This is a genomic window from Sphingomonas sp. ERG5, from assembly GCF_000803065.1.
Taxonomy (GTDB): domain Bacteria; phylum Pseudomonadota; class Alphaproteobacteria; order Sphingomonadales; family Sphingomonadaceae; genus Sphingomonas.
On sequence record NZ_JSXI01000045.1, the window covers coordinates 173,450 to 187,824 of the forward strand.

Annotated in this window: 10 protein-coding genes; 4 read left to right on the forward strand and 6 right to left on the reverse strand. The window is 64.4% G+C overall.

Annotation, left to right across the window (positions count from 1 at the left end; genetic code table 11):
• Positions 1-109: 109 nt before the first annotated feature.
• On the forward strand, positions 110-973 hold the full coding sequence (locus OO12_RS16240; protein WP_034159732.1) for an isocitrate lyase/PEP mutase family protein: 864 nt from the start codon (positions 110-112) through the stop codon (positions 971-973).
• Positions 974-1,033: 60 nt separating this feature from the next.
• Positions 1,034-2,209, forward strand: coding sequence for a serine hydrolase domain-containing protein (locus tag OO12_RS16245; protein ID WP_052215943.1), 1,176 nt, complete (start codon positions 1,034-1,036; stop codon positions 2,207-2,209).
• Positions 2,210-2,229: 20 nt separating this feature from the next.
• Here the strand turns inward: OO12_RS16245 and OO12_RS16250 are convergent, their stop codons facing one another.
• From OO12_RS16250 to OO12_RS16275, 6 genes are all read right to left on the reverse strand, one after another.
• Positions 2,230-3,366 carry a dipeptidase gene (locus OO12_RS16250; protein WP_034159733.1) on the reverse strand — a complete coding sequence of 379 codons (1,137 nt, stop codon included), beginning with the start codon at positions 3,364-3,366 and terminating at the stop codon, positions 2,230-2,232.
• A gap of 204 nt (positions 3,367-3,570) precedes the next feature.
• Complete coding sequence (locus OO12_RS16255; RefSeq protein ID WP_160296829.1) at positions 3,571-3,834, reverse strand: PqqD family protein; 264 nt, start codon at positions 3,832-3,834, stop codon at positions 3,571-3,573.
• 15 nt (positions 3,835-3,849) lie between these two features.
• Positions 3,850-4,728, reverse strand: a complete 879-nt coding sequence (locus OO12_RS16260; RefSeq protein ID WP_052215944.1) for a sulfotransferase domain-containing protein — start codon at positions 4,726-4,728, stop codon at positions 3,850-3,852.
• The gene (locus tag OO12_RS26985) at positions 4,712-5,563 is read right to left on the reverse strand and encodes a hypothetical protein (protein WP_052215945.1); all 852 of its coding nucleotides are present in this window, start codon (positions 5,561-5,563) and stop codon (positions 4,712-4,714) included. The genes OO12_RS16260 and OO12_RS26985 overlap by 17 nt, the downstream gene beginning before the upstream one ends.
• 24 nt (positions 5,564-5,587) lie before the next feature.
• Positions 5,588-7,579 carry a sensor histidine kinase gene (locus OO12_RS16270; protein WP_052215946.1) on the reverse strand — a complete coding sequence of 664 codons (1,992 nt, stop codon included), beginning with the start codon at positions 7,577-7,579 and terminating at the stop codon, positions 5,588-5,590.
• Positions 7,566-8,234: a response regulator transcription factor gene (locus OO12_RS16275; RefSeq protein WP_034159735.1), complete on the reverse strand. Its 669-nt coding sequence runs from the start codon at positions 8,232-8,234 to the stop codon at positions 7,566-7,568. Before OO12_RS16275 ends, OO12_RS16270 begins: the two co-directional genes overlap by 14 nt.
• A gap of 226 nt (positions 8,235-8,460) precedes the next feature.
• On the opposite strand from OO12_RS16275, the gene OO12_RS16280 reads away from it, so the two are divergent.
• Positions 8,461-10,239, forward strand: coding sequence for a ShlB/FhaC/HecB family hemolysin secretion/activation protein (locus OO12_RS16280; RefSeq protein WP_152616478.1), 1,779 nt, complete (start codon positions 8,461-8,463; stop codon positions 10,237-10,239).
• 15 nt (positions 10,240-10,254) lie between these two features.
• A complete protein-coding gene (locus OO12_RS16285; protein ID WP_034159736.1) occupies positions 10,255-14,325 on the forward strand; it encodes a beta strand repeat-containing protein in 4,071 nt (1,356 codons plus the stop codon).
• Positions 14,326-14,375: the final 50 nt, after the last annotated feature.

Consider the following 14,375-nt stretch of genomic DNA (forward strand, 5'->3'; position numbering starts at 1 on the left):
ATCGCGGGCGAGGAGGTTGAGGTGGTTCATTGGCGGTCTGACGGTGCGCGTGGCCAGATCCGCGCCGCACCGGCGGGATGACGGATCACCCATGGCTGTAGGAGGCGACATGACGAGCATGAGGGCAAAGTTACGGGAGGGGTTGGCGGGCGGCCGGTTGATGCGGGCGCCGGGTGTTTTCGACACGCTGTCCGGAGTGCTGGCCGAGCAGGCCGGCTTCGAGGCGGTCTTTCTGTCCGGGTCCGCACTGGCATGGTCGCATTTGGCGAGACCGGACATTGGTCTGTTGTCGGCAAGCGAGGTCGCGACGATATTGATGCGGCTGAGCGACCGGATCGGCATTCCGGTGCTGGTCGATGCCGATAGTGGTTTTGGTAACGCCATTCAGGTGACGCGGACCGTGCGCCAGTTCGAGGCGGCGGGTGCCGCCGGAATTCAAATCGAGGATCAAGCCGAGATCAAGTCGCCCGGCGCGCCGACCGACCGGCCGCTGGTGCCGCTGGAGGCCATGGTGGGCAAATTGAAGGCGGCACTGGATGCGCGCCGTCACGACGATACCCTGATCAGTGCGCGAACCGATGCCGTGTCGAGCGTCGGCTTTGACGAGGCCCTGCGCCGCGCCGCAGCCTATATCGACGCGGGCGCCGATCTGATCTTCGTGGAATCGCTGTCCGAGCCGGCCGAGATACAGCGGCTTGTGCGCGAACTCGGCGGTGCGCGGCCACTGGTCCATAATATCATGGAAGGAGGCGTGTCGCCGCTGACGTCGGCCACAGCCGCCGGGGAGGCGGGCTTTTCGCTTATTCTGTTTCCCGGCGCGGTTATCCAGGCGACTGCCCGTGCCGGGCAGGACGCGCTTCGCGCGCTCGCCGCCGCCGAGCGCCCGTCTCGCCCGGTGTTTGATCGCGACGCCTTGAATGCAGCGATCGACGGCCCGGCCTTTCTCGCGGCCGCTGCTCGTTACGCGGACTGAAGCGCGCCCGAACTTTCAACAGCCCCGGCAACACAGAATAGTGAGACGAACAGAATGAGGATGACCAAGATCAAGACCCGATATCGCCGGGTCGTCATGGCGGCGATGCTCGCAAACCTGGTTCTCGGATCGCCGGCGGTTGCCGGAGAGAAAGCGGACCTGGATCGCGAACTCGCCGCCCTCCATACGGGGTCGCATGTCCCTGGCTTCTGCGTCATCATGTTCGACGCCAGCCACACGATCTACGAAAATGGCTTCGGTTTCGCCGATCTCGCCGCCAGGCGACCCTATACGATCAACACCGTCCAGCCAATCGGGTCGATCAGCAAGACGTTGATCGGCGTGGCGCTGATGAAGGGAGTCGAGCGCGGCTGGTTCAAGCTGGACGATGACGTCAACACGATCCTGCCCTTCCCGGTACGCAACCCCGGTTTCCCCGATCGGCCGATCACGCTGCGCCAACTCGCCACCCATACGTCGGGTATCGTCGATCGCGAGGCCGTCTATGCCGCCGGCTATCGTCCCGGGGATCGCAATCCATTGCGGATCGACGCGTTGCTGAAAGATTATTTCAGCAAGGACGGGAAGAGTTACAGCAAGCGCAACTTCGCCGCCACTGCGCCGGGCAGCACCTATGCCTATAGCAATATCGGCGCGACGCTGGCGGCCTATGCGGTCGAGCTGAAGGCGGGTGAATCCTATGCGGACTTCACCCGCAAGACCATCCTGCTGCCATTGGGCATGACCCATTCGGGCTGGACCGATGCGGAAACCGGACCGGATCATGCGACGCTCTATGACGAGAAGGTGAAGCCCTATCCGCCCTATATCCTGGCGACCTATCCCGATGGCGGGCTGCGCACTTCCTGCACGGATCTGGCGCGGTTTGTGACGGCGGTGCTCAAGGGACGCGCCGGTGAAGACGGGGTGCTCAAGGCGGCGGACGTCGCGGCGATGCTCAGCCCCGAATTCACCGCTGGCGCGACGCCCGCCGGCCGGTCCGCGAAAGAACCGAACCAGGGCATCTTCTGGCAGCATCGCCGCGAGGGCACGATCGGTCATTTCGGCGGTGATCCCGGCGTTACGACCTTTATGGGCATCGACCCGAAGACCAATGTCGGGCGCATCGTGCTGGTCAATATCGGCGGCGAGGAGGCGTTGCGCGCTTATGGCGCGGAATTGGCGGCGATCTGGCGGGCGGTGCTGGCTCATGCCCCTGCGGTCTCGCCCGAATAGTAGAAAGGGAGGCGCCGGCGTCAGGTCGGCGCCTTCCATACCGTACCGAGCAGGCGGCGAAAATTGCCGCCGAGGATCGCGGCGATGTTCGCATCCGAATAGCCGCGGCGGATCAGCGCCTCTGTCAGATCGAAGATCTTGCGCGGATGATCATAGCCGTCGGTGTCGAGCCGGCTGCGAAAGGCATAGCTTGTCTTGTAGTGCGATCGCAGTTCCCGGTTTGCGGCATCCGGCATCTTGTCATAGCCGTAAAGGTCGCTGTCGGACCCGATCCCGACATGCTCGATGCCGACCAGCTGGACGACATGATCGATATGATCGACCATATGCTCGACGGTGGTCGGTTCGCGGTCGCGCACGAACATGCGAACGCCGGTAATGCCCATCACGCCGCCCTTGGCCGCGAGCTTGCGGATCGCCTCGTCGGTCTTGAGGCGAGGGTGATTGTTGAGCGCGCGGCAATTCGAATGCGTGAACGCGATCGGCTGCGTCGATATCTCGATAGCGTCCAGGGTCGTGCGGTCGCCCGAATGCGATACATCGACGAGCATGCCGACCTCGTTCATCCGGGCGATGATGCCGGCGCCGAAATCGGTAACGCCGCCATCGACGCGTTCGGTGCTGCCCGACCCAAGCAGATTCTGCCGGTTATAGGTAATCTGCGATACGCGCTGGCCAAGCTCGTAAAAGGTCCTGACGTCTTCGATCGTCCGGAAATGATCGGCATTCTGCACGCCATGGATCATCGCGATCTTGCCCGACCGCTTGGCTCGATCGAGATCCTCGGCCAGGCTGATGAGCGTGAAATGATCGCTGTCGCGGCCGACAAAGCCGCTCCAGGCGGCGAAATAGGCCATGACCTCGGCATGAGCGCCGGGGCCGTTAAAGCCGACCGAATTGTGGAAGGCGGTGATCCCGCTTGCCCGATAGTCCTCGAGCTGAGCCGGGGATAAAGGCAGCGCATAGCTGTCGGGCGTGTTGGTCAGCGACAATGGTGCGAGCATGTCGATCACCAGTGACCGGCCCACAATATCGATGGCACGCCGGGAATGCTGCTGTGTCGCGGCCAGGGCAGTGGGGCCGAGCCACATCGCTGCTGCGGCCATGCCGGCGCCGGCCAGAATCGAGCGGCGATGCGGGTGGTAGGATCTGGCCATTATGCTCACCTTTAATAAATATGATGTCATATTCATTAAATTGCGATGCGCTGCCGCCGTCAAGGCCAATAGGTGCGGGATCGCCCCTTTCTCACGGCTTGAGCCGTGATATGCTTGGGAAGGCAAGTGCCAGGCCTCATTGCGAAGGCGGTTGGCAGGTGAAGCTGGCCGAACTCAATGCGGGGCCGCTGCGATAGAGCCTGATCACGCCGCGACCAAGAAGCCCGCATGCTTGAGCTCGTCGAGAAATGCATCGACCTCGGCCGCGCAGGTTTGCGGGGAGATATCATAGCATTCGGCCAGCAAGGAGGCGATCGCGGCGACATCGCGATGCCCGTCGATCGCTTGCCAGATCACCAGGCCGGTGCCCCTCAGGGCGTTGAACTGCCCGGTGTCGACTTTCATCAGCACCGCCTCTCCGTCGATATCGGTCTCGAGGAATTGCCCGACATTTTTGCGGAAGATCATGTGTTCGCCCTCCATTCAATCGACGTCCGCATACCCGAAGCGACGCATCACGGGATGGTGCGCCGATCGGATGCGGCCGGCTTGCGCGGCGGACAGATGGGTGAGCCAGTCGCCGGCACGTCCGCTGCGGAAAAATTGCGTGGCGCGCCGTGGCGCCTCGCGAAAGCCATGTTCGCGTTCGGCGGATTGGAGCGCCTCGATCCGGCTATGCTGTACCGCCCGTTCGATCCTGCGCGGATCGATCGCTGCCTCTGGTCGCGCAAAGGCGATCACCCGGGCAAGCGCCCCGGCGGTGTCCACCAGCATGTCTTCGTAACGGACGACGAGGACAGGGATGTCGGATTGATCCACCCAGCTCGACACATGCGCGCTCCAGTCGCCGATATGCTGCGGGATCTGCGCCGATGTGCGAGTGCCGATCGTCATCGCCGGGTCGCACAATTTGGTCACCGCGCGCTCCATGTCGGCATGGCCGTCATGAAACGCGTTCGACACCGCAACATCGAGCGGGTTGCGAATGACATACACCACCACACCCGATGCGCTGGGTGGGAAAAGCCAGCTGTCATCGTCCAGGCGCTGTTGGCGGTCATGGACCTTCAGCCACACCGGCGCCGAATTGCGGCGGGCCATGATATGGTAGACGTGCGGCTGCAGCGCGAGCGCTTCGTGCGGCAGCAGGTCGCTGCTGGATAGCCCCAGGAAATTGTCGAACAGCCAGCGAGACCTGGCCACGCCCTGGGTAACGCCGGGAGCGTTGATGTCGTGCGGATCGTCGGTTTCGGAGAAATAATTGGCCAGCAGCAGCCTGAGCCAGGTGTTGCCCGACTTGGGATAGGATGCGAGCCAGTCGATGCGGCCGCCGCTGTCGGGTGGTTCAGCCGGTCGCGCCACGGATATCGGCCTCGATCATGGAAATGCCGGCGGCGAAGTCCGCCGTCTCGCGCGAGCGGTTGAATCGCGATATGGCGATTGCCGCACTGAGCCGCGCAGCGGTGGCGAAATAGTCCGCCTGATCCGCGATCGCCCCACAGAATTGCGGACGGTAATAGGCCGAACGCAGCGCGGTGAAGCGCTCCGCCCCGGTGATCGGCGCTATGCCCGGATCGGCATTGACGATGCTTTCCAGCATGTACAGCCGGCGGATCGGCAGTGGCTGCGCATCGAATTCGATTTGGTCCGCGATATAGAATTTGTCGATGCCTGGCCGGACCGCATCGTCCGATTGTCGGCCGGTCAACGTGAGTGCGTCCGCCCACAGCTTCAGCCGCTTGTGGCCGGGGACCGCGATCACCTGCCCCGGATCGCTCAGGTCGAGCACCAGGACGTCGTCGGAACAGACCGTCAGGCCGCGCTGGGCCAGTGCCGCGACCAATGTTGACTTTCCCTCGCCCGACACACCCGTAAAGGCATAGACGTTGCCGGCATATGATATGGCCGATGCATGTAACGGGACCAATCCGTTCAGCCACGCGATCGCGCCATAGACCGAACCGTCGAAGAACAGGCTTACCTCCCCGTCCGCCATGCCGGCGGGGCGGGCATAGGTGGTGCCGACACCACGACGATAATGGAAAGCAAGACCGGTCGGCAGCCTGAGCAGAAAGGCGTTGGGCGAAATCTCATAGGTCGGTGTAACGGTCAGCGCGTCAGGCAAGGAGGCCGGCACGGCCCCTTCGCGCAACCCGGCCTCGGCCTGCAACCGTGCCATGCCGGCGGATATGGCCATGTGAATGCGAAACTCCCCTGCGGCCTATTGAACCGACACATCGGACGAGCGATCGGTTTTTGGCGATTGATCACCCGTGGGAATGTCGATGTCGGCATGATTGGACGCCGCGGATGGCTGGCGGACCGGCAGGAAGAGCGTGAACCGCGCGCCTCTGGTTCCGGATCGGACGTCCACGCGTCCGCCGATTGCCGCGGCACGATGCGCCTGATTGTTCAGGCCGCGACCATGGCGGGTCACGTCGGGATCGAAACCCCGGCCATTGTCTGCGACTTCGATCATCACTTCGCCGTCCACGACCCGGGTCGCGACCCTTATCTCGCTTGCGCTCGCATGCTTGACGACATTGGTGAAAGCCTCCTGCAGGATGCGCAGGATGTGCAGCGAGTGGCGCTGGTCGAGCCAGGTGAGCGGTGGTGCTTCGGTGACTTCCCAGCGCAAGCGGATGTTGGTGGCTTCGAGCCGGGGCTGAAGACGGAAGCGCAATGTGCCGAGTAGCAGCAGAAGGTCGGTCTCCACCGGCTCCATCGAATCGATCGTGAGTTTGAGGTCGTCGATACAGCTCTTCAGCAGTTCGGCAATCGCGGCGTCGTCGATCTTGCCATGTTCCACCACCCGCAGCGCGGTGATCAACGACGAGCCGAGCCCGTCATGCATGTCCTGCATCAGGCGCTGGCGCTCATGATGGATCAGCTCGCGTCGTTCGACCTCGCGCCGTTTCTGGTGGCTTGCGAGCAATTCGGCCTCACGCTCGGCGAGCCGCTCGGCAAGGACGATATTGGCGCGCTCCACCTCGCCAACTGCGGTCGAATAGCGACTGAGGATGATGTGGCAGAACGCGATGATGGTCGCGATCTGCGCGTAGACCGACAGGAAGACATTTTCGATATTGACGAAATTATTCTGGAGCAGCCAGTCATACCCGCCGAGCAGCGCGGCGAGCAGGCACCAGGCGGCGAGTGCGCAGCCCTCGAGCGAGCGGACCCGCCAGCTCCAGTACAGCCCGTGCAGGCTCACCACATTGCCGACCAGGAACATCACCGGATACATTAACGGGGCGACCAGGGTCGCGTCCGGCGACCGTCCCAGCAACGGCAGCGTCGCAATGGCGAAGAACGCCGTGATGGCGGCGATGGTCCAGGTCAGCAATGGCTGGCGGTGGAGGTGGACTCCGATCAGGAACAGATGGACGTTGACGATGATCCACATGATCGAATTGACGGTCAGCCAGCCGAACCAGGCATCGGAAATCGGCAGCCGATCCAGTCCGACATAATTGTGCATGGTCCGGATGAACGTGGTGACGGTCACGGCGAAGAAGAGCAGGTACAGCCTGTCCTGTCGCCGCCCGAACCACACGAACAGCGCGAAAATGCCGCTGGCGAGAAAGATCCAGCTGCCGATATAGGGAAATTCGGCCTGGAAGAAGTTGCGGACCATATAGGCCGGGCCGACTTCGGCATAGCTGCCGACCCAGAGGCTCGACAGCGCGCCGCCGATGCCGCGGACATGGCGCAGCCGCACCAGGATATCATGCGGCGGCGCCTGCTCCGCCGTGTCGTCGAATGCGATCCAGAGCGGCAGGTTCGAGCCGTTCCACTGCAAATTGGCATGCGACTGATAATGGAGCACGCCGTCGACATAGATCGCGATCTCGCCATCGCTCTTCCAGCGCGGGATATAGAGATAGGCCTCGGTTGGAGGCTGGGCGCCGGCGGGCAGGCGGAAATGATACCAGGTCGTCTGGGTGGGGGTGACCGAGGCGTCCGCGACTTGCTTGGGCAGAATCTTGGGGTGCGGCGCATAGGGCAAATGGACGCGATTCCAGGTCCCCGTGATAGCGCCAGGATCGACGGTGCGGGGCGGACGCGCATAACCGTCGGTATTCTGAACGAGGATGTTCGCCTCGGTCAGGTGGATGCCACTCGGCCGGCTCACCGCGAAGATGCCGATCAGGCCGGCGACGATCGTCAGCACGACGATCACATATTTGCGGAAACCCTTAAAGAATTCCATGGCTACGGGCCTCGAAAATCGCTTCGGCCTTCGATTTCACCTCAAGTTTCTGATAGATTCGTCGCACAAAGGTCATGACCGTATTGCGGGAGATCGACATCAGTTCGGCGATTTCGTCATAGCTGAAACCCTTGGTGATCAGCTGTAGCGCTTCACGCTCGCGTGGCGACAGCGGCGTGGCCAGCGGTGGTATCGCCTCGGGCTGTGGCTCGTGCGGACGGAAGCGCAGCAGGATCTGGCGCGCGATGCGCGGGCTGATCGGGCTGCCGCCTGAATGGAGGCAGCGTATCTCCTCGGCCATCGTCCGGGCCGAGCTGTCCTTGAGCAGATAGCCCGTCGCGCCCGCCTCGATCGAGGGGATGACATGCCGGTCGTCGGCGAAGGTGGTGCTGACCATGATCCCGCACGCCGGCCATGCGATATGCGCCGCGCGGATCACGTCAATCCCCGATCCGTCGGGCAGGCCCAGATCGACGACCAGAATATCGAGCGGCTCGCCTTGCAGCAATTTGGAGGCCTGGGCGACGTTGTGCGCGGTTCCGGCGAGGATCATGTCGCCGGCCGCGCTGACGGCGGCGGCAAAACTGTCCTGGAACGAGAGATCGTCTTCGACGATTGCAACACGCAAGATAGCCGAGCCGTTGGTCGCTGTCATCGGCCGATCCGTTTTCCCCGCGGGCAAATGCCCTTGCCAAGCCGCCATTCAACGGCTTGCTCAAGCGCGTTCTACCACAACCCGTCATGGCATCGTGTCGCTATTTATAGCGATATGTGGATTCGTTTCGGCACCGTAAAAATAGCTGCGAGACGGGGCGTCGGACGCATGAAGTTCGCGACGACAGCTGGTCCGGTCACCGTTCGACCGCCGAGGGGGCGATGCGATGCTTGCGGGATTATCATGCGACGGCAGCATCGCTGGCCGTATGGCGGTCCGGCATAGACTGCGTCGACGGGCGGTTGCGGGGGTCGGGCTGCTGGCGGGTGCGTCGGCGGGAATTCCGGCGCTGGCGCAAACCGCCAGCCAGATTGCCCCGCCGACCTATGCACCCCCCGTCAAGGGGCGGCCGGCATCGCCACTCATGTTGCCTGCAGACTCGCTGATGGCGCCCCCTGCAGGCGCCGAGGCCCTGTTCGTGACGCCGGGGGATGTCGAGATCGAGGGCGGGGCATTGTCATCCGCCACCCTGGCTGCGCTACGCGAAACACTGGTGGGCAAGCGGGTCAGCATCGCCGCCGTCTTCGCGGCGGCGGGCGCGGCGGAGGCGGCCGAGGCACGGCGCGGGCGCGTCTTGTTGCGGGTCGTGGTGCCGCGCCAGGACCTCGCCGATGCGGCGGCGATCCGCTTTGCGGTGATCGAGGGATTTGTCGAACGGATCGACTTGTCGGGTGTGCCCGCCGGCGTGCGGGGCCGGGTCGGCGCGGTGCTGGCGGACCTGGCCGGGCGTCCGGACGTGACGCTGGAGCAGATCGAGCGCCGGTTGACGCTGGCCGCCGAAGTGCCCGGACTCACTTTGCGCTCGACGCTTGCGGCAGGCGTGCGGTCGGGCGGTACCGTGCTGAGAGTGGACGCGACCTGGCGTCCGGTCACCGCCTTCGCCACCGTCGACAACACGTTGGGCGATACGCTGGGGCGCGAGGCGTTCGGGCTCGGCATCGATCTCAATTCGGTGCTCGGGGCGGGCGAGACCATCTATCTGCGTGCCTCGGGGCTCCCGACACTGGGTCGCGAAACGAGTTTCCTTGACTCCACGCCGCGCAACCGCGCGCTCGCGGCGGGTGCGATCATACCCGTTGGCGGCGATGGCTTTGCGATCACGGTGGAGGGGGCCGACGCGCGCACCGCGCCGCGGCACGTCGCGTCGCTTCCTGGTTTCGCCAGCCGGTTTCGCCGTTTGTCGCTCGCGGTTCGCTACCCCCTGGTCCATAGCCGCGCGCTGACCATCGGTGCCGAGGCGCGCCTCGATGCGGAGGATGAACGCGTCGGGATCATCACCCCGGCGGTCCTGCCGCTGTCGCTTGATCGGCTGCGGATCATTCGTACCAGCCTGGATGTGAACACCTATCTGCCGGGCGGTGGCGGCGCGAACGGCCGGGTCGAGATGTCGTTCGGAATCAATGGGCTCGGCGCCCGGTCCGCGGCTGACGCGACCGCCATATTGCCGCTGTCGCGTGCGGGGAGCGATGCCGATTTCGCCAAGCTGGTTCTGTCGGCCAGCGTCGATCAGCCGATCGTCACGCATCTGGTACTGGCGCTGCGCGCGCGCGGGCAAACGAGTTTCGGCCGGCCGCTCGGCAATGCGGAGCAGATCGGCGTGGCGTCGCTCGACGCCATCTCGCCCTTGTCGTCGGGCACGCTCCAGGGCGATGCCGGCCATGCCGTTCGCGGTGAGGCGCGGGGATCCTTTGTGTTCGGGCGGCGCGGCCTGCTCGCCAGCGTCGCGCCCTATGCTTTTGCCGCCGAGGCACAAGTGCGGCTGATGCAGCCCACGATCGTCGAGCGGCGCAGCACGAACGCGTTCGCTTACGGCGTCGGCCTGCGGCTGGCGGGGCAGGCCGCAAGCGGTTCCCCGGGCCTGTCGGCCGGCATCGAACTGGGCCGAGTCCATCGCGACGGAGTCCGCTCCGGGCGCGCCACCTTTTCCCTTCTTACCCGCTTCTGATCGAGGACAAGTCTGATGAATCGCATGCTCCCGCTCGCTTTGCTCGGCTCCACCGCGCTGGTTTCCACCGCTGCCCTTGCGCAGGAACTGCCGACCGGCGGCCAGCTTCAGGCCGGTGCGGCGACCATCACCACGCCCGGGGCAGGGTCGATGCAGATCACCCAGACCAGTGATCGTGCGATCATCAACTGGCAGAGCTTCTCGGTCGGTGCAGGTGGGCACGTCGATATCAGCCAGCCCAGTGCGACGGCGGCGTTGCTCAATCGCGTGACCGGCAGCACGACCAGCGAAATCGCCGGGCAGATCACCGCCAATGGGCGCGTGTTCCTGGTCAATCCCAATGGTATTCTGATCACCTCGACCGGAACGGTTCGGGCGGCGGGGTTCACGGCCTCGACCCTCGACATTGCCGATAACGATTTCATGGCGGGCGCGGACGAGACGATCGTCACGGCGCAGCGATCGGGGCAGGAGATCGGCTATCTCCGCAATGGATTCGCCGGGGCGATGCGCGGTGACGGCAAGGGCCTGGTTCAGGCACGGGTACGGGCGCTGGGCGCCTCGGGCGAGCAAGCGCTCGACCTGGGCGGTGACGGCTTTCTTCAGGTCCAGGTTCCGTCGGCGGGCATCACGGTCGCGGGACGCATTACCGCAAACGACATCGTCCTCACCGCAGGCACGGCGCGCGACATGGCGCGTGGTGTGGTCAATGTCTCGGGCGTCCTCGACGCGACGAGCGTTACCGGCCATGGCGGCACGATCTCGCTCACCGGCGCCACGGTGCAGCTGGTCGGCGCCACTCTCGATGCTTCGGGGGCGACCGGCGGCGGCGCGATCCGCCTCGGCGGCGACTGGCAGGGCTCGGGCACGCTTGCTCACGCAACAGAGCTTGAGGTCGATGCCGCGTCGCTGATCCGATCGGATGCCCGGCAAAGCGGTGACGGCGGCCGGATCGTGTTGTGGTCGGATGAGCGCACCCAGTTTTCCGGGGCGATCAGCGCACGCGGCGCGCAAAGCGGGGCCGGCGGCGAGGCGGAAGTGTCGAGCAAGGGCATGCTCGGGTTCGACGGCGCGGTCGACCTGTTCGGCGCGCGGTCGGGCACGCTGCTGCTCGATCCGCGCAACGTCACGATCGTGGCGGGATCGGGCGGCACGCTGCCGGGTGGGGTCTACACGCCCGGCGCCAATGATTCGCAAATCGGCGCCACCTCGATCACCAACGCGCTGGCGGCGGGCACCAATGTGACGATCACCACCGGGTCGACCGGCGCGCAAGCCGGCAACATCACGGTCAATTCGGCGATCAGCTGGTCGGGCAATGCCGGCCTCACGCTCAATGCCGCCAACAATATCATCGTCAACGCGGCAATCACGGCGACGGGTACGGCCAATGCGGCCAAGACCGTAACGCTGATCGCCGGCCGGGACATCAACACCAGCGCGACCATTTCCACCGTGGCCAATGGCAGCGGCAACGCGATCTCGTTCACGGCGGGACGTAACATCTCGATTGGTGGCGCGATCACCACACCGGGCACCCTGAGGCTGAACACGACAGGCGGTCTCGGCGCCGGCGTGGGCGGAAATATCAACGTGGGCAAGTTCGTGCAGGTGGCCGGCAGCTGGCGGCAGGTCGCCGCCGTCCTGCCGACTTTCTCCGCCGGTGATTTCCAGGTTGCGGCCGGCGCATCGTTCATGCGCGCGACCTCGGGCGACGGCTCGGCCGCCAATCCTTTTGCGCTGGTCGATGTCTATGGCCTGCAGGGTGTCGGGACTGAAGGATATTATGCCGGCGTCAAGAGCAGCTTCATCCTCGCCGGCAATATCGACGCGAGCGGCACCGCCGGCTGGAACGGTGGCGCGGGCTTTGTGCCGATCGGCGGTGTCGATACCGGCAATGTCTATCAGAACGGATCGTTCGACGGTCGGGGATTCACCATTGCGGGGCTGACCATCAATTTGCCGGGCAAGAACAATGTGGGTCTGTTCGGTGCGAACGGCACGCTGATTCAGAATCTCCGTATCACGGGCGCCAATGTCACCGGGGCCTATGGCGTCGGCGTGCTGGTCGGTACATCCAGTGCCGACTCCCTCATCCGCAACGTGTCGGTCGCCGGTACCGTTCATGGGACGATCGATAACAATAGCGAAATCGGCGGGCTGATCGGGCAGAATGCAGGCTCGATCGATCGATCGTCCGCCAATGTCACCATGGACACCGCCACCGCCTATCAGGTCGGTGGGCTGGCTGGTTCGAACGTCGGCAGCATCACCAATTCCTACGCAGCCGGAACGATTTACGGGATGCAATGGACGGGCGGGCTGGTCGGGAACAATGTCGGCACGATCAACAATTCCCATGCATCGGCCAGCGTCATCGGCAGCCCCAACGGGATCGCAGGCAATTCCGCAAGCATCGGTGGGCTGGTGGGAATCAACAGCGGCGCGATCAGCAATGCCTATGCCACCGGCGACGTGATCGGCGGCGCCGCGATTGGCGGATTGGTGGGGCTCAATGGCGGAATCGGACCCGCGTCCATCACGCAGTCCTGGGCAAGTGGCAAGGTCACCGGTTCCAATATGGTGGGCGGGCTGATCGGGAATAATGAACCCGGCGCGACCGCCATTGGCGTATATGCGACCGGCGCCGTATCCGCAGGGTTTACCGCTGCCGGTGGGCTGGTGGGCCAGAATCAGGGTTCGGTCAGCAACGCCTATGCGACCGGCGCGGTGACTGGCCAATCCGTCCTCGGCGGGCTGATCGGCAACCAGGCCGGCGGCTCGGTCAGCAATGCCTATTGGGACAGCTATTCCACTGGCCGGGCGACCGCCTTTGGAGCGAACTCGGGCAGCGCGACCAATATCCTGTCGGTCACGTCGGATCCATTACAGGCAGCGGCAGCGAATTATGCCTATAAGGCGAGCGCCTATGCCAATCTGACAGCCGCCAGCGGCATCGGTAACGAGACCCAGGCCGGCTTCGTGTTCGTCGCCGGCAACAGCACACGCCCGTTCCTCGCGTTCGAGGTGCCGACCAGCTTCACCACCACCACCGATGCCGGCGGCCGCCTGGTGATCTTCAACAGCCATCAACTGCAGTTGATCGGTTACGATCAGGCGCGTCTGTCGGGCCAATATAGCCTGGCCGGCAACATCGATCTGGCCGAAACCGGTGCGGTCGTTACCGGCACGCCCGGCTCCTATTCGGGCATGTGGGCGGGCACAGGCTTCGTGCCGATCGGCACCGATGGTCTCGGCAATGCCTGGAACGGCACCGGTTATACGCTGCTCGCCAACGTCGCCAGCGGCATTTACGGCTTCACCGGTCTGCTCAACGGCAATGGCTTCACGCTGTCGAACCTGCGTATCAATCGTGCCGCGATCAAGAATGTCGGGTTGTTCGGCCTGTCCTCCGGCACGCTGAGCGCGATCAACGTCAGCGGCAGCGTCAGCGGCCTGAACGGCGTCGGCGGCCTGGTCGGGATGCTCTATGCCGGCGGCAGCGTCAGCGGCAGCACCAGCGCGGTCAACGTCACCGGCAACAATCTGGTCGGCGGCCTGGTCGGCAACCAGAATGACGGATCGAGCATCACCCAGAGCAGCGCGAGCGGCAGCGTCAGCGGCGTCAGCAATATTGGCGGGCTGGTCGGCTATGCCTCGGGCGCAACGATCAATCGATCGTTCGCAACCGGCACGGTGACCGGCGCCAACTATGTCGGCGGCCTGATCGGATACCAGTACAACTCGACCACCGCCAACAGCTACGCCACGGGTCGAGTCAACGCGTCGGTCGGCACCGCAGGCGGGTTGGTCGGCTATCTTTACGGCGGCAGCGTGGCCAACAGCTATTCGACCGGACTGGTGATCGCCACGCGGTCGGCCGGCGGACTGATCGGCCAGAGGGCCGTTGGCGGCACCGTCACCAGCTCCTATTGGGATATGATGTCGAGCGGCCAGGCGACCAGTGCTGGTGGCACCGGCCTGACCACCGCGCAGATGCACGACCCCCTGAACTATACTGGCTGGAACTTCGTCACGATCTGGAATGCGCCCAACGCCGGCGCCCTTCCGGCACTGCGCCCCTGATTCCCTTTTTTCGCGAGACTGATCATGAATATCCCGGACATCCCCAATAC

Bases quoted from the DNA above. Each gene is read 5' to 3' on its own strand.
- OO12_RS16275 (WP_034159735.1), bottom strand. From the start codon at position 8,234: ATGACAGCGACCAACGGCTCGGCTATCTTGCGTGTTGCAATCGTCGAA.
- OO12_RS16270 (WP_052215946.1), bottom strand. From the start codon at position 7,579: ATGGAATTCTTTAAGGGTTTCCGCAAATATGTGATCGTCGTGCTGACG.
- OO12_RS16250 (WP_034159733.1), bottom strand. From the start codon at position 3,366: ATGGCCAGATCCTACCACCCGCATCGCCGCTCGATTCTGGCCGGCGCC.
- OO12_RS16280 (WP_152616478.1), top strand. From the start codon at position 8,461: ATGCTTGCGGGATTATCATGCGACGGCAGCATCGCTGGCCGTATGGCG.
- OO12_RS16285 (WP_034159736.1), top strand. From the start codon at position 10,255: ATGAATCGCATGCTCCCGCTCGCTTTGCTCGGCTCCACCGCGCTGGTT.
- OO12_RS26985 (WP_052215945.1), bottom strand. From the start codon at position 5,563: ATGGCCATATCCGCCGGCATGGCACGGTTGCAGGCCGAGGCCGGGTTG.
- OO12_RS16255 (WP_160296829.1), bottom strand. From the start codon at position 3,834: ATGATCTTCCGCAAAAATGTCGGGCAATTCCTCGAGACCGATATCGAC.
- OO12_RS16240 (WP_034159732.1), top strand. From the start codon at position 110: ATGACGAGCATGAGGGCAAAGTTACGGGAGGGGTTGGCGGGCGGCCGG.
- OO12_RS16245 (WP_052215943.1), top strand. From the start codon at position 1,034: ATGACCAAGATCAAGACCCGATATCGCCGGGTCGTCATGGCGGCGATG.